Source organism: Fundidesulfovibrio terrae (genome assembly GCF_022808915.1).
Lineage (GTDB): Bacteria > Desulfobacterota > Desulfovibrionia > Desulfovibrionales > Desulfovibrionaceae > Fundidesulfovibrio > Fundidesulfovibrio terrae.
This window is the reverse complement of record NZ_JAKZFS010000001.1, coordinates 1,515,258-1,536,752: the sequence shown is the minus strand read 5'-3', so window position 1 is coordinate 1,536,752 and position 21,495 is coordinate 1,515,258. Positions and strand designations below refer to the sequence as shown.

The following is a 21,495-nucleotide window of genomic DNA, read 5'->3' as shown; positions in this document are numbered from 1 at the left end:
CTGATTCCACCGGCATGCCGGTGGAATCAGGCCCGCGAAGCCTATTGAGGGTCCAGGGGGATCATCCCCCTGGCGGGTGCAAGGCAGCGCCCTGCTCTTTTCTTATTTCTTTATCCAGCCGTCGAACTTGTCCTGGATCTCTTCCGGCGTCAGGCCCGGCGTTTCGTACATGCCCTTGGCCATGCGCTGCCGGAAGGCCTCGTACAGAATCACCGCCGCGGCCACGGACACGTTCAGGCTCTGCACCATGCCCTGCATGGGGATGTAGATGTGGTCCGTCACCAGGGTCTGCAGCTCGTCGGCCACGCCGTCGTGCTCGTTGCCCAGGATGACGGCCGTGGGCTTGGTCATGTCCCAGTCGGTGAGGGACTTGGCCCCGGGGCCGAAGCCGGTGGAGAGCACCTGATGGCCGGTGGCGCGAAATCCTTCCACCATCTCTCGGGCGGACTTGTGGCGCTTCATCTCCACCCATTTCTTGGCCGAGGCCGAGCTCTTGTGGCCGAGCTGCGGGAAGGGGGTGTCGGTGTAGAGCAGGTGCGCCTCGCCCACGCCGAAGGCGTCGCAGCTCCTGAGCACGGCCGAAACGTTGTGGGGGTCGTGGATGTTGTTGAGCACGATGGTCAGGTCTTTCTGCCTGCGGGCCAGGACGTCGAGGATCCGCTGCTTGCGGTTGTCGGTTCGTTCTCTCATGGGATCATCCTAGAAGAGTATTGCCCCGTCCTTGTGCCAGAGCTGGCAGTAGCGGCCGCGCAGTTCGATGCGCAGCGTGCGCTCCTTGGGCCCGGGCGGGAGGATCAAGGGATATTGGGCGCTGATGGGGGTCCACTCGACAGGCACGCCGGCCATGAGCAGCACAGGGCGGCTCGTGCCGTCGGGCGACACCTCGAGCACCTGCACCGAGGCGTCGGAGCCCGCAAGGCGCGGATAAAAGATGGTGCCCGGCCCAACGGCGGCCTCGACCGTCAGCACGGCCGGGGCGTCTGGGTCCTTGGGGGCGAGCACGCGCCAGCCGGGGACTTCCGAGGAGGGGGTGTCGTCCAGGTTGACGGCCTCGCTCCATTTGGGATCGTGCGGGGTGGCGCTGTTGGAGACGAACGCCTCGGCGCCGTAGTTGAGCCGCATGCTCTCCATGTTGGCCCGTTCCCATGCGGCCTGGCTCTGGGCGGTCTCCCCGGGCCTGCACGCGAACACGTCGAGCCCCCGGAAGGCCAGGGTTTCCAGATTGCCGCCGTGGTACTGGGCCGTCAGCCCCCGGCACAGGAGCTCCACCGTGAACGTCACCCGCTTGAAGGGCTTGTCGCGAGTGAGCACGGTCTGGGACTGGCGCTTGGGGTCCGGCCCGGCCGTCCCGGCCAGGGGGATGCGCGGCTCGTCGTCGAAGCGGGCGTACAGGCCGAGCAGGTTGCCGAGCCCGATGTTCAGATACTGGAGGTTGAGGAAAAAGGTCACGGGGCCCTGATCGGGACCGTTATCCAGGACGTATTCGATCGATCCGGGATGGTCGTTGGCCGTGGCGGTGATGCCGATCCCCGGGATGGGGCAGAACGTCGCGTCGGAGAAGCTGGCCACGCGGCGGAAGAAATCGAGGGACGTGGCCGCAAGCGAGGCGTGCATCGGCAGGGAATCGAGGACCGGCGCGGGGTCGTGGGTCAGCCGGAAAGTGTAGACCGTGGCGTTCAGGGCCTTTTCGACCGACAGGGGCCTGCCCTGACGTGCGAGAAAATCCGTCTCGTCGCGGCCCAGGACGCCGAAATCGCCGTAGGCGGAGACGAAGCGGAGCTGGGCCGTTTCCCAGCCCGGAACGAGGCGTTGGGAGCGCAAGGGGTTGGGCGTGCTGTACTGATCCATGTACCAGTCCACGCCGCTGACGAACCCGGGATTGGACCCGACGACGAGGCCGTCCGGCGGCAGCACCCCGGCCAGGTGCTTGGCCATGGGCTTGAACAGGGTCACGAACACGGGATGACGGTAGCTGTCGACCTCGTAATAGCGCGCCTGCTGCGTGGACAGGATGGACGCGCACCCGGCCACCGCGAGGACGGCGGCCAGGGCCTTGGCAAAGGGGAGCTGGGACAGGGGCTGGGCCATGAAAAAGGCCAGCAGGGGCGTGGCGTAGGCCACATGCCAGGGCGAAAAGTAGGCCGCCTTGCCCATGACCAGCACGTTGGCCAGGGGAACAGCCACGAGGATCAGGCAGATGGCCGCCAGCCGCGGCCTGCGCAGGGCCAGCATGGCGAACCCGCCCAGGGCCAGGGCGGCCGCCCCGAGCCTGACGCGCTGGCCGTCGAAGAAGAAGAGCGCCTGTCCCAGATAGTCGGCGATGAGGTCAAAGACGTTCCAGCGAGAATACTGGGCGTCGGAGAAGATGCTTCGCGAGCCCGAGCTTGGCAGGAAGAACCAGGCGAACACGGGCAGGGCCGTGGCGGCGGTGGCAACGCAGAAGACCGCGAAGTGCTTCAGGTCGAAGCGCGGCCGGTGCATCCACAGGCACAGGGCCAGGGCAGCGCCCTGGGCGGCCGCCATGTGGAAGGTGAAATAGTGCAGCCAGAACAGGGCCATGTTGACCAGACAGAGACCGGCCAGGTCCCGCCAGCGCCCCTCCTCCGCCAGCCGCACCAACAGGCGCAGGGCCACGAGCAGGAGGACCAGTTGCAGCGCGTAGGGCCGTATCTCGCGCGAGAGCAGCAGGTGCAGCCCATTCACGGACAGGATGGCGGCGGAGAAAAGGGCCGTGTTTTCGTCCGTGAAGGCGCGCGCGATGCGGTACAGCAGGTAGATCGACCCGGTACCCAGGAGGGAGGGCAAAAGCCGCAGGGAGAAATCGCTCAGCCCGATCCCCATGGCCGCCTTGGAGACCAGGTAGAACAGCGGCGGGTGCATCTCGGCCGAACGGCAGAAATCCAGGATGTAGTCGAGTCCGTGGCTGGCGGTGAGCGGCACCAGGATCTCGTCCCACCACAGGGACGGCGTCTCGAGATGGTAGAACCGCAGCGCCGCCCCGGCCAGAAGGATGACGGCCAGCGAAATCCGGGCCCGGACGGAAGGGGCGTCGCAGGAGGAGGAAGACAAGGCCATTGGGTTCGTCGCGTCCAGCCGGATTGGATAGGTGGATGGAAGCCGCGGCATGCGGCTCCGTTTGGGAAAGGATGGATAGCGAAAGAACCCTTCCGGGTCAACGCCGTCCCAGCCCGCCCGGCCCGGCTCATCCGCCGCAAACGAAACCGGCCGCGCGGCTCACGGGAATATCTCCATGAGGAGCTCCGTCAGCTCGATGAGCGCGGGCACGTCTTCGGGTGCTTCCTCCAGGCTCCTGTTCAGGGTGCGCAAGAGCTGCTCCAACAGGAAAACCAGCAGAAGCTGCCGGACGGAATCCTCCTGCGGCGGCACCAGGATCGCCCCCTTCACGGCCTCAAGGTAGGCGTCGAAGAAGGCCAGTCCGGCCGTTCTGCGCCACAGGAAGCACCAAGCCGTGAGTTCGTGAGCGGCGTGGGGAGTTCTCTCCAGGTGCCGGCGTAAGGCCTTCTCGGTGGTCACGGCCATGGAGGCGATCATGCAGGCCACGTCCCGGATGGCCGGTCGCTTGATGGTCCTTTCACCAAGGGGCAGCCGCACGTCGCCGTCGAAGTCCACCAGCATGAAATCCCTGCCCATATGGAGCACGTTGTCGAGCTGCAGGTCGCCGTGGGCCCTGATGCGCACGCCCGTGGGCTCCATGTTCAGAAGCTTCGCGAATCGCTTCAGGATCGCCGTTTCCGGCAGCAGCCGGGGGACGGCGTCCGTGTCCCCGGCCTTGGCGCGCCACATGCGCTCGATGCCCCGGGCCGTGTTGTGGGCCAGATTGCGCATGGTCTGGTACAGGGAGCGCAGGTAGAGTTTCGTGACCGGCTCGGGGGAGAAGGCCGGGTTGTCCAGGCCGGCCAGGATGGTGTGGAAATGCGCTATGCGCTGGGCCAGGCGGCGGAAGAACTCCAGGGAGTACTCGTCCACCATGCCTTGCTGCTCCTTGGTGAGCACCGGGGCGACGAAGGGATCGGCTGGCAGCGGCCAGGGTGGCGCGAGGCCCGAGGCCAGGACCTGGTCCAGGAAACGCTCCACGGTGTCGAGCACGAAGGCCGTGCCTTCCGTGGCTCCCTGCACGAATTCCATGGCCAGGGCCAGGGTCATGGCCTGGCCGCGCGGCCCCAGGTAGGCGAGCCTGGCCAGCAGGCGCGGCACCCCCTCGAACCCGGCCTTGTTCAGAATGCTCAGGATTTCCGCCTCTGGGTGGCCGCCCTCCTCCGGGTGGCGGAAAATCTTGAGGAAGGCCCTGTTGCCCACGGAATAGGAAACCGTTTGGCGGGTGGAGTGGACGCGGCGGACGGGCCCGGACGAATGCATCAGCGCCTTGCGCAGACTCAGGGGGGCTCGGAGATCAACAATGAAGCGGGACGACCGGCCATGGTATTTCCTGTTGGAGGCAAGAAAGGCGGCCAGTCCGGCCACTGCCTCGGGATCGTCGAAGCCGTCCAGCAGGATTTTGCCGGCCTTGTCGTCGGCCAGATGGGCCAGCACCGCGTCCTGTGAATCCAGGGCGAACATTTCGGCGCGCTTGCCCCCGGCCACGGACACGAACAGCAGATGGTGGTCCTGGAACGCCTGACCGTGGACGGTATCGATGACGAACAGGGTGGCTCCCGGCTCCTGGTTCCTGATGGGCAGGTGGTCGAGTATCTTCAGGTCGAAAAGCGGACCGGGGGAGGCCGTCCCGCGCAGGCTCCTGGCCAGGGCCGTCGGCAGCAGCACGGATTTCAGCTTGCCCAGGTTCTCCCTGTGAGCCACGCCGTGTTCGGAATCCACCGTCAGGGACAAGGGGGCCCGGGGGATGGCCTGGACGGGCTGGGCCGCTCCCTTTTCCAGCACGAACCAGAAATGGTCGTGGGGGCCCAAGGTGAGGCAGTAGGGCTCCTTGCGGATGGCCGGGAAACGGGTCTGGCCGAAGACCTCCACCGGGGTGCACCCGGCCAGGCTTTCCAGGTCGAGCTCCTCCACCTGGGCATAGCGGGACAGGTTGGCCACGACCAGCAGCGTCTGCTCGCCCTCGGTGCGCAGAAAGCTCAGGACCTTGGTGTTGTCCCCGCGCACGAACGTAAGCTCCCCCGTGCCCAAGGCCGGAAAGGTCTTGTAGAGGGAAATGATCCGGCGCATCCACCAGAGGAACGAGGATTGGTTGCGCTCCTGGGTCTCCGCGTTGACCACTTCATAATGGTACTCGGGATCGATGATCACCGGGAGATACAACGATTGGGGGTTGGCCTGGGAAAATCCTGCGTTGCGGTCCGGGCTCCACTGCATGGGAGTGCGTACTCCGTTGCGGTCGCCCAGGTGGTAGTTGTCGCCCATGGCCAGCTCGTCCCCGTAATAGATGATCGGCGTTCCCGGGAACGAGAAGAGCAGGAAGTTGATGAGTTCCATCCTCCTGCGGTTGTTCTGCATCAGGGGTGCGAGCCTGCGCCGGATGCCCAGGTTGATGCGGGCCTTGAAGTCCAGGGCGTAGGCCCGGTACATGTAGTCGCGCTCCTCGTCGCTGACCATTTCCAGGGTCAGCTCGTCGTGGTTGCGCAAAAACACCGCCCACTGGCACGTCTCGGGGATGGCCGGGGTCTGGCCCACGATGTCGATGATGGGGTAGCGGTCCTCCATCCACAAAGCCATGAAGATGCGGGGCATCACCGGGAAATCGTAGGCCATGTGGCATTCGTCGCCCTGGCCGAAGTAGTCCACGGCATCCTCGGGCCACTGGTTGGCCTCGGCCAGGAGCATCCTGCCCGGAAACCTGGCCTCCACATGGGAGCGCAGTCGTTTGAGAAAAGCGTGTGTTTCCGGAAGGTTCTCGCAGTTGGTGCCTTCGCGCTCGTAGAGGTAGGGCACGGCGTCCAGGCGCAGGCCGTCCACTCCCATGCCCAGCCAGTGGTCCACCACCTTGAACAGTTCCCGGTGCACCAGGGGATTGGCGAAGTTCAGGTCCGGCTGGTGGGAATAGAAGCGGTGCCAGTAGTTGGACTTGGCCACCGGGTCCCAGGCCCAGTTGGAGTGCTCGAAGTCCTTGAAGATGATCCGGGCCTTGCCGTACTTGTCCGGAGTTTCGCTCCAGACGTAGAAGTCGCGGTGGGCCGAGCCGGGTTTGGCCTTGCGGGCCCTCTGGAACCACGGATGCTGGTCCGAGGTGTGGTTGAGCACCAGTTCGGTCACCACCCGGATGCCGCGGTGGTGGGCCTCGCGCAGGAACCGCTTGAAATCGGCCAGGGTGCCGTAATCAGGATGGACGTCCATGTAGTTGGCGATGTCGTACCCGTCGTCGCGCAGAGGGGAGGGATAGAAGGGCAAAAGCCACAAAGCCCCGACTCCCAGGCGCTCCAGATACCCCAGCTTGTCGATGAGCCCCGTGAAGTCGCCGATGCCATCCGCGTTGCCGTCCGCGAAAGAACGTACGTGGAGTTCGTAGAAGATGGTTTTCTTGTACCACAGGGGATCGAACGTCAGCATCCGCGCCTCCTCGTACGTCTGGTCCGGGCGGCCGAAACCTTTCCCATGGGAACTTGACCGCATTTGGAAAAAAATGTCTATGGTGCATTCAAATCGTCTGCTCGCGTTCCGGGATGGTCCGGTCCGGGGAGCAGGCCCGTGAGCCGCAACTGGTGGACATCATGGGAAACGAGACGTTGCTTCCCGGACCGCGCCCCCTTCCCGAGGTCGGGCACTGGAAGGCCGGACCGGACACATACGGGTTCCGCCTGTGGGCGCCACTGGCCCGCCAGGTGGAGCTCGAACTCATCGCCCCGGGCGGGGCACCTGCCGGAGAAGCCGGGTGGGACACCGCGTGGCCGCTGGCGCAACTCCTGCCCATGGAGCCCCTGGCGGACGGTTACTGGGCGGCCGAAGCCACGGGCCTGAGCCACGGCGATCTGTACCGCTTCCGCCTGGATGGCCGGACAGGCCGCCCTGACCCGGCCTCCCACCACCAGCCCCACGGGGTCCATGGCCCCTCGGCCCTGGTGGACCACGCGGCCTTCCCGTGGGCGCAGCTGGAATTCGCGTCCCCGGCCTTGTCCGACCTGATCCTGTACGAGACCCACATCGGCGCGTTCACCCCCGAGGGGACCTTTCAGGCGGCCGAAGCGCGCCTGGACGATCTGGTGAGCCTTGGGATCACAGCCGTGCAGGTCATGCCCGTGGCCCAGTTCCCGGGCAGCCGCAACTGGGGATACGACGGGGCGTATCCGTTTTCCGTGCACCACGACTACGGCGGCTCCCAAGGGCTCAAGGGGTTCGTGGAGGCGTGCCACGCCCGGGGCCTAGCAGTGGTCCTGGATGTGGTCTTCAACCATCTGGGGCCGGAGGGAAACTATCTGCGCGACTTCGGCCTCTACTTCACCGACCGCTACAGGACCCCCTGGGGAGACGCCCTCAACTACGACGGACCGGAAAGCGACCACGTCCGCAACTTTTTCTTCTGGAACATCCTGCACTGGCTGGAGCGCTTCCGCGTGGATGGGTTCAGGCTGGATGCAACCCACGCCGTCCATGACGTAAGTCCCAGGCCCTTTCTCGGACAGCTGGCGGAACTGGCCGGGCGTTACAGGACCGCACGCGGCCGTGAGCCGTTTTTCCTGGCCGAGAGCGACCTCAACGAACCAAGGCTGGCCCTGCCCCCGGAGATGGGGGGGCTGGGCCTGTCGGCGATCTACGACGAGGATCTCCATCACGGGGTGCACGCCTGGCTCACGGGCGAGAGGAAGGCATACTACCAGGACTACGGGCGCATGGAGCACGTGGCCAAGGCCGCGACCCGGGGCTTCGCGTACACGGGCCAATATTCGGCCTACCGCAGGCGAGGCCACGGGGGGGATCCGTCCCGTCTGCCGGTGTCCGCGCTGGTGGCGTTCCTGCAGAACCATGACCAGACCGGCAACCGGGCGCAAGGGGAGCGGCTGGCCTCCCTGGTGGACTTCGAAGCACTGAAGGCCGCGGCCGGGCTCCTGCTGCTCGCCCCCTTCGTGCCCATGCTGTTCATGGGCGAGGAGTACGGCGAGGAAAATCCTTTCCTGTATTTCATCAGCCACAATGATCCCGAGTTGGTCCGGGCCGTGCGGGCCGGAAGGCTGGAAGAGTTCGCCCGGTTCCACGACGGGCAAACTCCACCGCCGGACCCCCAGGACGAGGAGACCTTCCGTAACTCCAAGCTCGCGTGGGGAAAGCGGAGCACTGGCCGCCACAGGTTCTTGCTCGACTGGCACCAGAAGCTGATCGCGCTGAGAAAGCGCCTGAAGCCCGGCAGAGAAGGGACTCCGTGGCCCATGGCGCTCGCCCACGACGAGCAGGGGTTTCTGGCCGTCGAAGGCATGTGCGGCCCTGCGCGCCTGCTGTGCATGTTCAACCTGTCCCAGGCCAGCCGGACCGTGGAGGCAGGCGGACTGGCCCGGGGCGTGGCCTGGGGCAAGATCCTGGACTCCGCCGAAACGCACTGGGGGGGGCCGGGGTCGGCCATGCCCACTGTGCTGCGGGGGAAGGCGGTGTTCTCCCCCTGGTCCATGGCCGCCTATGCCCGGGAGGAGGTGCGTTCATGATTGCGGCGCCGCTGTCCTTGTACCGGCTGCAGTTGTGCCCGGGGTTCGGCTTCGAGCAGTGCAGGCAGGCGCTGCCCTATCTGGCGGGCCTGGGAGTCTCGCACATCTATGCCTCCCCGATCTTCAAGGCCAGGCCCGGATCAGCCCACGGCTACGATGTTTGCGACCACCAGGCCCTGAATCCGGAACTGGGCACGCCCGAAGAGTTCGACCGGCTCATGGCCGAGTGCAGGCAGCTGGACATCGGCTGGGTGCAGGACATCGTACCCAACCATATGGCCGTGTCCGGCGACAACGGCATGCTGGTGGACGTCCTGGAAAATGGTGAGACATCCCGATATTTCAATTTTTTCGATATAGAATGGAGCCATCCCTACAAGAGCATGGCTGGTCGGATGCTGGCCCCCTTCCTTGGCGTGTACTACAGCCAAGCCCTGGAGAACGGTGAGATACAGATACGATTCGACCAAGAGGGATTCAACGTAAAATACTATGACATCAGGTTTCCACTGCGCATAGATTCCTATGGGAAGATCCTAACACACAATTTAGTCGCATTTCGCGACCGGGTTGGCAGGGACAACCCGGATTACGTGAAGATGCTCGGTGTGCTGTACAACATAAAAAGCGTGACTGGGGAAAAACGTGAATCGGAACACTATACGCAGATTTATTTCATCAAGCGCCTGCTTTTCGAGATGTACCAGTCGAGCCCTCCGCTCAGGGACTTCATCGACACCAACATCAGGGTATTCAACGGCCAGGCCGCGCCGGGAGAGGGCGACCGTTTCGCCCTGCTGGACGACCTTTTGTCCGAGCAGTTCTTCCGGCTCTCCTTCTGGAAGGTCGCGGGGGAGGAGATCAACTACAGACGCTTTTTCAGCATCAACGACCTGATATCCTTGCGCATCGAGGACGAAGCCGTCTTCAACCACACCCACAGGCTCATCCTGGAACGAATCCATGACCAGAGCTTTTTCGGCGTGCGGGTGGATCACATCGACGGGCTCTACGACCCGTCGTTCTACCTGCAGCGCCTGCGCGGACAGGCCCCGGGCGCCTACATCGTCGTGGAGAAAATTCTCATGGCGCACGAATCCCTGCCCGCCTTCTGGCCGGTGCAGGGCACCACGGGCTACGATTTCATGGCCCTGGCCTGCAATCTGTTCGTCCATGGCGGGCAGGGAGCGGCATTCCAGAAGATTTACTCCGGCTTCACCGGCGTGAAGAAAAGCCTGGGCGACATCCTCACGCAGAAAAAAAGGGAGATCATCCGGCGGCACATGGCCGGGGACGTGGACAACCTGGCCCGGCTGTTCAAGACCGTGTCCATCATGGACCGGCGGGGCATAGACATCACCATGGTGGCCCTCAAGCAGGCCATAACGGAGCTTCTCGTCCAGTTCCCCGTCTACAGGACCTACATCAGCCACGAGGAATTCCGCCCGGCCGACCTGTCCTATGTGCGGGCCGCGATCCGCTGGACGCGGCGGGCCAACCCTGACCTGAACTTCGAACTGAGCTTCCTGGAGCGTTTCCTCCTCCTGGAATTCGGCGAGGGCATGGAGGCCACGGCCAGGCGGGAATGGACCCACTTCGTGATGCGTTTCCAGCAGGTGACGGGTCCGCTTTTGGCCAAGGCCATGGAGGACTCCACCTTCTACGTCATGAACCGACTGCTTTGCCTCAACGAGGTGGGGGCCGACCCGAACCGCTTCGGCATGGCCGCCGAGGATTGGCACGACGCCATCCGCAAGCGAGTCGAACATTGGCCGGCGACCATGAACGCCACGGCCACCCACGACTCCAAGCGCGGCGAGGACGCCCGCATGCGCCTGGCCGCGCTCTCGGAACTGCCCGAGGAGTGGGCAGGGGCCCTTACTGCGTTCCGAAAGCTATGCTGCGGGAAACACCGGCGCTCCGAAGAGCAGCAGTCCCCGGACCGCAACGAGCAGTATTTCCTGTTCCAGACCCTTCTGGCCAACATGCCCTTTGACGAGGAGGAGCTGGCGACATTTCCGGAGCGTCTGCGGCTCTATTTGGTCAAGGCCTTGCGAGAGGCCAAGGAGCGCTCCAACTGGCTGAGCCCCGACGAGGCGGCCGAGCAGGCATACTGCGCCTTTGCCGACACCCTGCTCGACCCCGGGGCGCGCAACAGGTTTCCGGCGATTTTCCAGCCTCTGTGGAATAGGATCGCCCGCGTGGGCATGGTCAATTCCCTTTCCCAGGCCCTTCTCAAGATCACCGCGCCGGGCGTGCCGGATTTCTACCAGGGATGCGAACTGTGGAACTTCTCCATGGTGGACCCCGACAACCGCAGGCCGGTGAACTACACCCTGCGCCAGAAAATCCTGAAGGACATGGCCGGAGGGTTCGAGTCGGACCGGAAAAAGCTTCTTCACCAGCTCGTGGAACACCCCGAGGACGGCCGGATCAAGCTCTTCCTGATCTGGCGGAGCCTGCACGTGCGCAAGGACTTCGCGGAGCTTTTCCGCAAAGGGGACTACCACCCCCTGAACTTCGATGGCGTCCGGCGGGACATGGCCTTCGGCTTCGCCAGAAGCCTGGACGGCGAGTCGACGCTGACCGTGATTCCCAGGCTGTTCGCCAAGGCTGCGGGGGAGGAGGGCAGTTTCCCGGTGGGGCCGTTCTGGGAGGACACGGTGCTGCACCTGCCCGAACCCAGGCCGTTCACCGACGCCTTCACCGGAAGGGAATTCCCGGCCGAGGACGTGGTGTACCTCAAGGAGATCTTCCGGGACCTGCCCTTCGCGCTGCTCACAGCCAGGGCAGACCGGCCGGCGGCTCCGGAGTGACCGCGAAATGGCGGCCGTCATGAGGCAGATGATCGCCCTGGGACTTGTCCTGTTCCTGTGCCGCGCCGAGGCGGCCTGGGCACTGAACGGCAAGGCCGGGGGGCACGCCGCGGGGCTGCGCTACCAGGTGTCCATCACGGGGATGGACGACCCGGAGCTGTCCGCCCTGCTGTTCTCGGTCTCCTCCTGCGCGGAGCAGCAGGACAAGCCCGTGGCCTCGGCCTTCCGCCTGCGCGCCCGGGCCAAGGCCGACGTGCCCGCGCTCCGGGACGCGCTCAAGTCCCGGGGGAGGTTCGCCGCCCAGGTGTCCTTCAGCGTGGACGAAGCCGCGACGCCGGTCAGGGTGTTGTTCGCGGTGAGCTCGGCCGAGCCCTTCCTCTTGGAAAAGGTGGACGTGGTACTGGCCGGGGGCGCGGGCGCGCCCGCGTTCCCCCTTCCTGGCGGGCGCGAGCTGGGCCTGGTCGAGCGCGCCCCAGCGATCTCCAAGGAGATCGTGTCCGGGGCGAACACCCTGCTGTCCATTCTGCAAGGCAAGGGGCATCCCTTCCCGGTCCTGGCCGGGCAGCGGGTCGTGGCCGATTTCGAGACCCACCTCGTCCGGGTGACCTACACCGTGGACCCAGGCCCGCGAGCGGATTTCGGCCCGGTCCGTTTCAGCGGTCTCAAGGGCGTGGAGGAGTCCTTCCTGCGGCCTCTGGTCCCCTGGAAGGAGGGCGACGAGTATCGGCAGGAGCTCGTGGCGCGTTTCCAGGACCGCCTCCTGAGTCTGGGCCTGTTCGCCACCGCGGCCGTGGCCCCGCGAAAGTCCCTGGACGAGAACGGCCGCGTCGTGGTGGAGGCCACGGTAACGGAGCGCAAGATGCGCACCATCAAGGCCGGAATCAACTACAAGACGGACGAAGGGCCGGGAGCCAACGCCTTCTGGGAGCACCGCAACCTTTTCGGCCAGGCCGAGAAGCTGCGCCTGAGCCTCGCCGTGTCGCAGATCAACCAGACCTTCGAGGCCGCATTCGAGAAGCCATCCTTTTTCAGCCCGAAACAGAAGTTTCTCTCCGACTTCAAGAGCGTCGCGGAGAACACCCAGGCGTACAAGGGCCAGAATGCGACCCTGCAGGCGGGCCTCAGCCGGGAGCTGACCGAACACCTGACCGCCACCGCCGGGGTGGGGTACCGGGCCAGCAGGATCGAGGAGGACGCGGCCAATCCCCAAGAGAACAGCAAGCGCTGGGGGCTGGCGTTCATCCCCCTGGAGCTGGCCCTGAACACCCGCGACGACCCCATGGACCCGAAAAAGGGGTATCTGGTGGGGGTCAAGGTCGCGCCATACCTGGACACGCTGGGGAACAAGCTCGACTTCCTGAAGGCCGAGCTGTCCGCTGCGGCCTACCTGAGCCTGCTGTCCAAGCCCCCGGTCATCCTCGCGGCCAGGGCCGGGCTGGGTTCCATCAACGGCGCCCAAGCCAGGGACATCCCTCCCGACGTGCGCTTCTACGCCGGCGGCAGCGCCACGGTGCGGGGGTATGCCTACCAGCTCGTGGGCCCTCTGCGCGGCAACAGCAAGCCCCTCGGTGGCAACTCGATCTTCGATTTCGGCAGCGAACTGCGCGTCCAGGTGACCGAACGGATCGGGATCGTGGGTTTTCTCGACGGGGGCAACGTCTACGACAAGCAGTACCCGGCATTGAACGAGGGCATGCGCTACGGCGCGGGCCTGGGCGTCAGGGTCAAGACCCCGGTGGGCCCCCTGCGCCTGGACGCGGCCACGCCGCTCAATCCGCGCCCCAATGTGGACGGCCCTTTCCAGTTCTACATCGGGCTGGGGCAGGCCTTTTGAACGCCGGATGAAACGGCCTGGAGAAGAGGACGGACAGTGAACGACCGACATCCGGAACATCCGGGCGCGAAACCTCCGGGCAAGACCAGGGCCAAAGGCCGGGTAGCGAGGTTCGCCCGCTGGCTGGCCCTGGGTTTTGTGCTGGCCTTGGCGCTGCCGCTTGCCGCGCTCCAGCTGGAGCCGGTGCGGCGCGCGGCCGTGGGGGCGCTTACGGACCTGGTGGCCGCCCAGGCCGGGTGGCGTTTGCAGGTCGGCTCCACGGAGGGCCTGTGGCCTTTCCGAATGCGGTTGGGCGATGTCCGCCTGTCCGACGCGGCGGGCGAGTGGCTGTCGGTCTCCGACCTCCGCATCACGCTGCTGCCCTGGCCGCGCCCCGGGGATGAGCCCAATCTGGAGGCCGTACTCGGACAGGTCCGGATACGGCGCGCCCCCGAGGCTGCTCCGCCCCCGGCCAAGCCGCCGCCACCGGAGCGCCCGCTGGTCTTCCTGGACGGCCTGGCGCCAATTCCCCTGGCCTTCTCGGCCCGGGTGGTAGTGGACCGCATGGACCTGGACGACCCCGTGGCCGGACGCGCCCTGGCCGCGCGCCTGTCCCTTTTCGCACGCAACGCCGGGAACGTCCTGTCGATCAAGGCCCAGGCCGAGCGCCTCGAGGGTGCGGCCACCCGGCTGGAGTTCCAGGCCGAACTCGATGCTCTGGCCCGTTCGGCCAGGCTCGACGCCGGGCTGGAAGAAGCACCCGGAGGCCTGGTTTCCGGGCTTGCCGGACTGGGGGGCGACTCGCCCCTGTCCGTGAAGCTCACAGGGAACGGGCCGCTGGCGGCCTGGTCGGGGCGTCTGGTAGCCGCGCAGGCGGACGTGGACATCGTGGACGCGGCCTTGACCGCCGCCCTGGGACGCTCCTCTGCCGAGGACGCCAGGTTCGGCCTGAAACTGGTCCTGCGGCCAGACCTCCTGCCCTTATCCGGCCAGCTCCGCGCGGCCTTGGGCCGGAAGGCGGACGTGGCCTTCACGGGCGTGCTCACCTCGGCGGGGCTTGCCGCACCCAAGTGGAAATTCCTGGTGGAGGAGCTCTCCGTGTCCGCCGAGGCTGGCTCGGCGCGTCTCTCCGGAGACACGGGCGAGGATATGCTCACCCCGTCCCTGTCCTTCGAGGCCACGCTGTCAAGGCCCGGCGCCCTGGGCCTGGACGTGGGGCCGTTTGCCCTGCGTGGGGTGGCCAAGGCCGGCATCAATCCCGCCGGCCCCCTTTCGGCCGAGGCCGAGATGGTGATTCCGGATGTGGGAGCGGCGCTTACGCCCCTGGACGTCGGCATAGGCGGCGTATTCCGGCTCCGGGCCTCGCTCACCGGGGACGTGGCCAGGATGGACTTTTCGCTCGGGCTCGAGGGCGGACTCTCCGAAGTGAGTCCGGTGCGGGGCGATACCGGGACGAAGCTGGCCCAGGTGCTGGGCCTGGAAGTGGCCCTGGAGGCCCAGGCCAGGCTCGATTCCGGCCGGACGCTGACCCTTTCCCGCACGCGGGTCGCGGCCCGGTCCTTTACGGCCGGCGCATCCGGAACCTACGGCCTGGAGTCCGGCTCCCTTGCCCTGGACTGCTCCCTGGGCCTGGGCGACCTGTCGCTGCTCTCCGGCCTGGCCGGAAAACCCATGGCCGGAGAACTGGCGGCCACGTCGCGGATACGGGGGACCGCCTCGGAGCCGGAGGTCACGGTCAGGCTCGAGGGCAGCCGCCTGGCCTACGACACCACGCGCTTCGACAAGGCCGGGGCCGAGGCGGAGCTCGCGCTTGGGACGGACGGCTCCACGCGCGGCCGGGTGTCGGCCACGGTCTCGCGGGACCGGGCCGACCTCAGCCTGAACACCCGGTTCGCCGTTTCGGGCGGCAGGCTGGGGCTTTCCGGCCTGACCCTGGCCGGACCCGGCGTGGACGCCTCCGGGAACCTGGACGTGGAGCTGGCGACCTCCACCGCGTCGGGTTGCCTCAAGGCCCAGGCGGACCTCGCCCGGCTGGGCGCTTTTTTGAACATGGCCCTGGCTGGCACGGTCCGCCTGGAAAGCGTGCTGGCCGAATCGGGCCCCCGCCAGGACGCCACCCTGTCGCTCACGGCCTCGGGCGTGAAGGGGGCGGGCCTGTCCGTTGCCAGGGCTGAGGTGTCAGGCTCGGTCACGGATGTGGCCCGCGCGCCCCAGGGCAAGGTCACCGCCACCCTGGCCGGGGCGAAAATCGGGGCCGTCGGGCTGGAAACCCTGAATCTTCAGGTTGCGGGGAAAGGCAAGGAGGCGTCATTCTCGCTTGCGGCCAGGGGAACCCTGCCCGAACCCTTCGATGCCCGGACCTCCGGGGCCTTCACCCCGTCCCCGGGAGGCGGCCGGATCCGCCTGGACGACCTTCGAGCCGGCGCGTACGGCGCGAAGCTGGCCCTGGCGCGCCCGGCCACACTGGCCTTCGGCCCGTCCGGATTTTCGCTCGCAAACCTGTCGATGACCCTTGATTCCGCCACGATCTCGGCCTCGGGCGAGATGAAGGCCGATTCGGTGGCCCTGGCGGCTGATGTGCGGGAATTCCCCCTGGAGCTCCTGGGCAGGGCCCGGCTGGCGGAAGACTTGTCTGGCAGAGCCTTGGCCAGGCTGCGCGTGACGGGTTCGCCGCGAAACCCCAGGGTCGAAGCGTCGATCGAGCTTTCCCGGGTGCGCTACGCGCCCGATCAGAACAAGCCGCTCCCGCCCGTGGAGATGTCGGCCGAGGCCGTGTATTCCCAGGGCCGGGCGACCCTGCGCGGCCGCATGTCGGCCGGGCAGGGGGCGTCCTTGGAGGCGAACGCGGCCGTTCCGGTCCGCCTGGATCTGAAACCGTTCGCGTTCAGCCTGCCAGCGGACCCCTCCCTGGAGGCCGGACTCAAGGGCTCGGCCGACCTTGCCACGCTGGCGACCTTTTCCGGCCAGGACGGGCTGGACATGCGCGGAACCATGAAGGTCGACCTGACGGCGCGGGGACGGCTCAAGGCCCCGGACGTGTCCGGCAGCGCGGGCATCGAGGGAGGGGCCGTGGAGTATGCGGCCAGCGGGACGGTGTTGCGGGGCATCACCCTCAGGGCGGAGGCCGTAGGCTCGGCAATCACAATCCGGGAGTTTTCCGCCCAGGACGCAACTGGCGGGCGCATCTCGGCCCAGGGCCAGGCGTCCCTGGCGCCGGACGGCGGTTTCTCCCTGTCCATGGACGCATCCCTGGACAAGGCCACCCTGGTGAACACGGACGTGGCCACCGCCGCGCTGTCGGGCCGCCTGGCCGTGACCGGGGACTCCTCCGGAGTGCTGGTGAAAGGGACCCTGTCCACCGGGCAGGTGCAGGTGAACATTCCGCACAGGATTCCACCGGACGCCACCCCGGTTCCGGTGGAGGAGGTCCACGCCCCCAAGGGAATGGCTTACGCGCCTCCGGCGGAGGCATCCGGTGCGACGCCTCCCCTGCCGGTCAGGCTGGACCTGGACATCGATTTTCCCGGACGGATATTCGTCCGGGGCTACGGCCTGGATTCGGTCTGGGACGGAAAGCTGCACGTGGGCGGACTGGCCTCCTCCCCCACGGTTGCCGGTGACCTTAACGTGGTCCGGGGACTGATCGAATTTTTCGGCAAGCAGTTCACCCTGGTCCGGGGAACGGTCACATTCACCGGCGGCCCTCCTGCTACGCCCAGGCTGGACATCGACGCCCAGTACCAGGGCTCGGATATCACGGCGGACATCCTGGTGGGCGGCGATGCGGCCCATCCCAAGGTGTCCTTCAGCTCGGTTCCCGCCCTCCCCCAGGATGAAATCCTGGCCCAGGTGCTCTTCGGCAAGAACGTTTCGGGCCTGAGCGCGCCCCAGGCCCTGCAACTGGCCCAGGCTGCCCTGGCCCTCACCGGGAAAGGCGACGCCCTGGACCTGATGGGCAAAACCCGCAAGCTGGTCGGCCTGGACTACCTGGGTCTAGGGTCCGCCAAGGGCTCGGATGCCGGCCAGATGTCGATTACAGCCGGGAAATACATCTCGGACAAGGTCTACGTGGAGACCAGCCAGGGCCTGGGTGACCAGGGACCGAGGGTGTCCGTGCAGGTGGACGTGTTTCCCAACGTGACCGTGGAAAGCACCACGGGCGCGGATTCCAAGACCGGGGTGGGGCTCAACTGGAAGATGGACTACTGAACGACCGCCGGAAGCGGGCTGGCCTGGCGGGACAGGAGCGGGACACAATCACCCGGAAAAGAAAAAGGGCCTATGCAGATCCTGCATAAGCCCTTGATTTTCTTTGGTACCGGGAGGGGGACTCGAACCCCCAAGGCCTTGCGACCGGCGGATTTTGAGTCTCGAAAAGTGTACAATTTTATCCACGGGTTATCATGAATAATCGAATAATACCACGTGGTTGATTGTTCATGAGTATTCACGAGAAATCGCGGTTTTTCAGTCCGAGTGGAGCAAAATTGGAGCAAATTGGAGCAACTTTGTTGGATCTTCGAAGCGCAACGTTAGAATTGATCCCGTCGTCGGAGAGAAAGATTATCTTGAAATGGGGAGAACTCGCGTCCGAACGTCAAGTCCTCCCCAGGGCTGAGCAGGCAGGGAGAGGTTATTACTGACGGCATGCCGTGAGATGAATCAGCTAACCACGCAGACCTCCCCCATGCCGGATGCGGCTGAGAAAGGCCCTTAAATACAGTTCTTGGATTGCTAGCAGTCCTCGCAGTCGCATATACTACAACAGTCCCCGTGGAGTTCGGGGTCATAAGGCACTTCATGGACGATTCCTGAATTTTCTTGATCTTCCATAAGCTTATTAAAGCACTTCCCGCAGAAGGCAACCTCTGGGTACTGCTCATCGGTTTTGTCGGAAGACAAATCCCCAAATATCTTGGCAGCTTTCATTCGCAACTCCTATCTATTACTGTTATTTACACTAATCATTCTATATTAACTTCAGGAAAGAGTGCCGTCAACATCCTGTATAAGCAATTGCTCGATTTAACGGAAATATTTTCTAAGTACACCAAATTTAATGCTTATCCGGCGCGCAACATGAAATTGCCCCCTCCTCGGAGAGGCGGGCAGATGAGCTTGGCATACAAAACTGCTGGACTCCATGCCCCCCCATCGCCGACCAATATTTCTCACATTTTTTCGAGTCCAGTGCCGTGTTGTGTGACACCCAGGCAATTACATACGATGCAACGAGTCTACAGGAATTTGTATTGGAACATGGTGCTACGAGCTGAATCATGTTGGATCATGTTGGTCCATGTTCAATTGTACTAGTACATGTTGGAGCGGCAATTATTTCCGCATCTTGACAATATTCAACAACGTGCGTTTATGCCTCCTCATTCATTCGCTTCACAACAAATGAGGAGTATCCATGGTCACCCAACGTTTTTACAACATCGAAGAGCTGTCCACCATCCTGGGCAAAAGCATCGCGGCGGTCCATGGGCATCTCGCCCGAAAGCAATATGACGCGGTTCCACCCCCTATGAAGTTGGGCCGCCGCTTGGCTTGGCTGGTGGAAGCCGTTGATGCGTGGATCGATGCCAAGGCCGAACAGGCCGACATCAAGGCGAACGTCGAAAGAGGTCACTCTGTGCCCCCTGTCAGGCGGCGCGGTAGGCCGACAAAATTGGAGCAGAGGGCCAGGGGTGAGAAATGAGCGGCAGGTCCGCTGTGCGCTCGCTCCCTTGTTCGCATCATGAGGCAGCTCCGGATGACCTGGTCAACCTCAACCTCAAGGAATGGCCCCAGTTTTCGTTTGACGCTTGCCCGGGCATTCTGGGCGAATTCGTGCGGCTGGCGACTCGGGACAGCGAAGCCGATCCGGCGGCGGTGTGCATCACCGCGTTGGTGCGCTTCGGCGCGGAGGTGTTCGGCCACAAGACCAACCAGGGTCCTCACATTTATGTGGGCGAGACCATCCACCCCCCACGACTCTTCGCCGTGATCTGCGGGAATTCCAGCAAAGCCCGCAAGGGAACCTCGCGCCATCCGGTCACCAAGCTGTTTGGTCGGGAGCACTGCCAGCCTGCCGATCTGAAGACATGGGGAGTGCCCTCGCCCGCCCGGGAGAGCGGCGGCCCGCTTTCCACAGGCGAAGGGTTGGCCAACCACGTGCGCGACGAAAGCGATGATGAACGCGATCGGCGGCAGCGGCAGAACCCAACCGAGCCCATCCGGGAGGCGGACGATAAACGGCTCGTCATCATGGATGAGGAGTTTGCCAGCGGCCTGGCCTGCACCAAGCGCGAGGGCAACACGCTGTCCATGGGCATTCGTTGTTTCTGGGATTCCGGCGACTATGCGCCGCTTACCAAGAACAATCCCGTGGTGGTGCGGGGAGCGCACATCAGCATCATCACCCACATCACCATGCAGGAACTAGCCGTGTGCCTGGGTGAGGTGCAGGCCGTAAATGGCTTCGGCAACCGGTTCCTTTGGATATGCGCCCGGCGCTCCAAGTTGGTGGCTTTGCCTTCCCGGATGCCGGACCAGGAGCTTGCACCCTTGCAGCGCGAACTCTGGCGGCTCGTGGGCCTGGCTCAGAAATGCGGCACCATGACCATGACCGGCAAGGCCCTTGAGCTTTGGGAACTGATTTACCCGGAACTCTCCCAGGAACACATGGGCCTGGCTGGGAGCATCATCAACCGCGCTGAGGCTCAAACGCTCCGTCTGGCACTCGTCTACGCCCTGTTGGACGGCCAGGGTCAGGTGGCAGACGCTCACCTGCGTGCAGCCCTCGCCATGTGGCGCTACGCCCAGGAATCCGCCCTGTACATCTTCGGCGAACGAGCAATCGACCCGCTGGAGGAGAAGATCCTGGACGCCCTGAGGGGCGGTCCCCTCTCGGCGACAGAACTCAGCGCCCTCTTGAGCAGGCATGTGTCCCGTGAGCGTCTCAAACCGCTTCTGCAACAACTGGAAGTGCAACAGCGCATCAGCATCACAAAGCTGAAGAACGGAGGCCGCCCACGGATCATCCTCACACTGCGCGAATTAAGCGAAAAAAGCGAAATAAGGGGGAGCGACGCATGAGGCTTTTTTCGCTTTTTTCGCTTTTTTCGCCCGGTTGGTGTTGCCCAGGCGTGCCCGTGCTCATTGGCGTTATCGCGGAGAGCCAGCCTACCCGTTGTGGGCACACGCTGACGCGGTGCCCCCTGCCGGGGCTGGCGAGGGCGTGCCGCCCTTCGAACCCTGCCAGAGGCGAAAGGCCGGGATGCAGTTGACGCCATGAAAGAGAGATCAGAGAGCCGCACAGCCTGGATCAAGCTGCGCGTCGCCCCGACAGAGAAGGAAGCGATCACGGCCAAGGCGCGAGCCCAAGGGCAGACCGTTACGGACTTCATCCGCCAACGAGCCATGGACTACCGCCTTCGCCAGACGCCGCTGGAGAAAGAGCACATTCGACAGCTTGCCCGAATCGGGGCCAACTTGAATCAGCTGGCCCGATGGGCCAATACGTACAAAAGCCGAGCAGAGGCAATCCGGGTGCTGGCCGCCCTCCTCAGCATCGAAAGGGCGCTTAAGTGCTGCGCAGGCGCGGGAGGCAATGACCGACAAGCCTCTTCTCTCCTCTTGGAGTCAAAACCCTCCTCGGAGACGCCATGTACATGAAAGTCTTCCCGCACGGCCAGGGTAGTGGCGATGGGCCGACACACTACCTTGTGCGCCCGGACTACCCGGACCGGGACAAACATCCGCCCGAGGTGCTGCGCGGTGATCCGGAGCTGACGCGCGATCTGATCGATTCCCTGGACACCAAATGGAAGTTCACGGCGGGGGTGTTGTCCTGGCACCCGGACGAACGCGTGACGCCTGAGCAGGAAAAGCGCGTCATGGACGACTTCGAGGCCGTGGCCTTCGCTGGACTGGAGCCGGACCAGCGGAACGTGCTCTGGGTGCGGCATCGCCATGCACGGCACCATGAGTTGCACTTCGTCATCCCGCGCGTGGAGCTGTCGAGCGGCAAGGCGTTCAACCCCTGCCCGCCTGGCTGGCAAAAACACTTCGACGATTTCCGCGACCTGCACAACCATCGCGAAGGCTGGGCCAGGCCGGACGATCCAGCTCGAGCCCGCCTTCGCACGCCAGAACACGCGGACTTGAGCAGGGCTCGCCTGATCCGCTGGGGCAGAACGCCCAGCAAGGACGAACGCGCGGAAGCCAAGGACGAGGTCCACGCCTACCTGGCCATGAAGATCGAGGAGGGCTTGGT

Annotated in this window: 11 protein-coding genes, 1 tRNA gene and 1 pseudogene; 7 read left to right on the top strand and 6 right to left on the bottom strand. The window is 64.9% G+C overall.

The window, feature by feature from the left end:
- Positions 1-102: 102 nt before the first annotated feature.
- The 3 genes from ML540_RS07165 to treS form a co-directional block, all read right to left on the bottom strand.
- Positions 103-690 carry a TrmH family RNA methyltransferase gene (locus tag ML540_RS07165; protein ID WP_243359618.1) on the bottom strand — a complete coding sequence of 196 codons (588 nt, stop codon included), beginning with the start codon at positions 688-690 and terminating at the stop codon, positions 103-105.
- Between the two features lie 9 nt (positions 691-699).
- Positions 700-3,126, bottom strand: coding sequence for a glycosyltransferase family 39 protein (locus ML540_RS07160; RefSeq protein ID WP_243359617.1), 2,427 nt, complete (start codon positions 3,124-3,126; stop codon positions 700-702).
- A 108-nt stretch (positions 3,127-3,234) separates the two neighbouring features.
- Positions 3,235-6,522, bottom strand: coding sequence for a maltose alpha-D-glucosyltransferase (treS, locus tag ML540_RS07155; protein ID WP_243359616.1), 3,288 nt, complete (start codon positions 6,520-6,522; stop codon positions 3,235-3,237).
- Positions 6,523-6,635: 113 nt separating this feature from the next.
- Here treS and treZ point away from each other — a divergent pair, with 113 nt between their 5' ends.
- The 4 genes from treZ to ML540_RS17940 are packed head-to-tail and all read left to right on the top strand — an operon-like array spanning position 6,636 to position 17,441.
- Positions 6,636-8,603: a malto-oligosyltrehalose trehalohydrolase gene (gene treZ / locus ML540_RS07150; protein ID WP_243359615.1), complete on the top strand. Its 1,968-nt coding sequence runs from the start codon at positions 6,636-6,638 to the stop codon at positions 8,601-8,603.
- Positions 8,600-11,419, top strand: a complete 2,820-nt coding sequence (treY, locus tag ML540_RS07145) for a malto-oligosyltrehalose synthase (protein ID WP_243359614.1) — start codon at positions 8,600-8,602, stop codon at positions 11,417-11,419. The genes treZ and treY overlap by 4 nt, the downstream gene beginning before the upstream one ends.
- A gap of 19 nt (positions 11,420-11,438) precedes the next feature.
- Entirely contained in the window at positions 11,439-13,253 is a 1,815-nt protein-coding gene (locus ML540_RS07140; RefSeq protein WP_243359612.1) for an autotransporter assembly complex protein TamA, read from the top strand.
- A gap of 36 nt (positions 13,254-13,289) precedes the next feature.
- Positions 13,290-17,441, top strand: coding sequence for a translocation/assembly module TamB domain-containing protein (locus ML540_RS17940; protein WP_341482630.1), 4,152 nt, complete (start codon positions 13,290-13,292; stop codon positions 17,439-17,441).
- Positions 17,442-17,545: 104 nt separating this feature from the next.
- Here the strand turns inward: ML540_RS17940 and ML540_RS07130 are convergent.
- The 3 genes from ML540_RS07130 to ML540_RS07120 all read right to left on the bottom strand — a co-directional run bounded on the left by ML540_RS07130 (position 17,546) and on the right by ML540_RS07120 (position 18,867).
- Positions 17,546-17,630 (bottom strand) — tRNA-OTHER (locus tag ML540_RS07130).
- Between the two features lie 336 nt (positions 17,631-17,966).
- Positions 17,967-18,161: a hypothetical protein gene (locus ML540_RS07125; RefSeq protein WP_243359610.1), complete on the bottom strand. Its 195-nt coding sequence runs from the start codon at positions 18,159-18,161 to the stop codon at positions 17,967-17,969.
- Positions 18,162-18,603: 442 nt separating this feature from the next.
- Entirely contained in the window at positions 18,604-18,867 is a 264-nt protein-coding gene (locus ML540_RS07120) for a hypothetical protein (protein WP_243359608.1), read from the bottom strand.
- A gap of 65 nt (positions 18,868-18,932) precedes the next feature.
- Here ML540_RS07120 and ML540_RS07115 point away from each other — a divergent pair, with 65 nt between their 5' ends.
- From ML540_RS07115 to ML540_RS18010, 3 genes and pseudogenes are all read left to right on the top strand, one after another.
- Positions 18,933-20,315, top strand: a complete 1,383-nt coding sequence (locus ML540_RS07115) for a DUF3987 domain-containing protein (protein ID WP_243359607.1) — start codon at positions 18,933-18,935, stop codon at positions 20,313-20,315.
- Between the two features lie 195 nt (positions 20,316-20,510).
- Positions 20,511-20,894, top strand: a complete 384-nt coding sequence (locus ML540_RS07110; RefSeq protein ID WP_341482629.1) for a plasmid mobilization protein — start codon at positions 20,511-20,513, stop codon at positions 20,892-20,894.
- Positions 20,885-21,226: pseudogene (locus tag ML540_RS18010) on the top strand (relaxase/mobilization nuclease domain-containing protein); the annotation flags it as partial. The gene ML540_RS07110 and the pseudogene ML540_RS18010, both read left to right, overlap by 10 nt.
- Positions 21,227-21,495: the final 269 nt, after the last annotated feature.

Bases quoted from the DNA above. Each gene is read 5' to 3' on its own strand.
- ML540_RS07165 (WP_243359618.1), bottom strand. From the start codon at position 690: ATGAGAGAACGAACCGACAACCGCAAGCAGCGGATCCTCGACGTCCTG.
- ML540_RS07160 (WP_243359617.1), bottom strand. From the start codon at position 3,126: ATGCCGCGGCTTCCATCCACCTATCCAATCCGGCTGGACGCGACGAAC.
- treS (WP_243359616.1), bottom strand. From the start codon at position 6,522: ATGCTGACGTTCGATCCCCTGTGGTACAAGAAAACCATCTTCTACGAA.
- treZ (WP_243359615.1), top strand. From the start codon at position 6,636: ATGGTCCGGTCCGGGGAGCAGGCCCGTGAGCCGCAACTGGTGGACATC.
- treY (WP_243359614.1), top strand. From the start codon at position 8,600: ATGATTGCGGCGCCGCTGTCCTTGTACCGGCTGCAGTTGTGCCCGGGG.
- ML540_RS07140 (WP_243359612.1), top strand. From the start codon at position 11,439: ATGAGGCAGATGATCGCCCTGGGACTTGTCCTGTTCCTGTGCCGCGCC.
- ML540_RS07125 (WP_243359610.1), bottom strand. From the start codon at position 18,161: ATGAAAGCTGCCAAGATATTTGGGGATTTGTCTTCCGACAAAACCGAT.
- ML540_RS07115 (WP_243359607.1), top strand. From the start codon at position 18,933: ATGAGCGGCAGGTCCGCTGTGCGCTCGCTCCCTTGTTCGCATCATGAG.
- ML540_RS07110 (WP_341482629.1), top strand. From the start codon at position 20,511: ATGAAAGAGAGATCAGAGAGCCGCACAGCCTGGATCAAGCTGCGCGTC.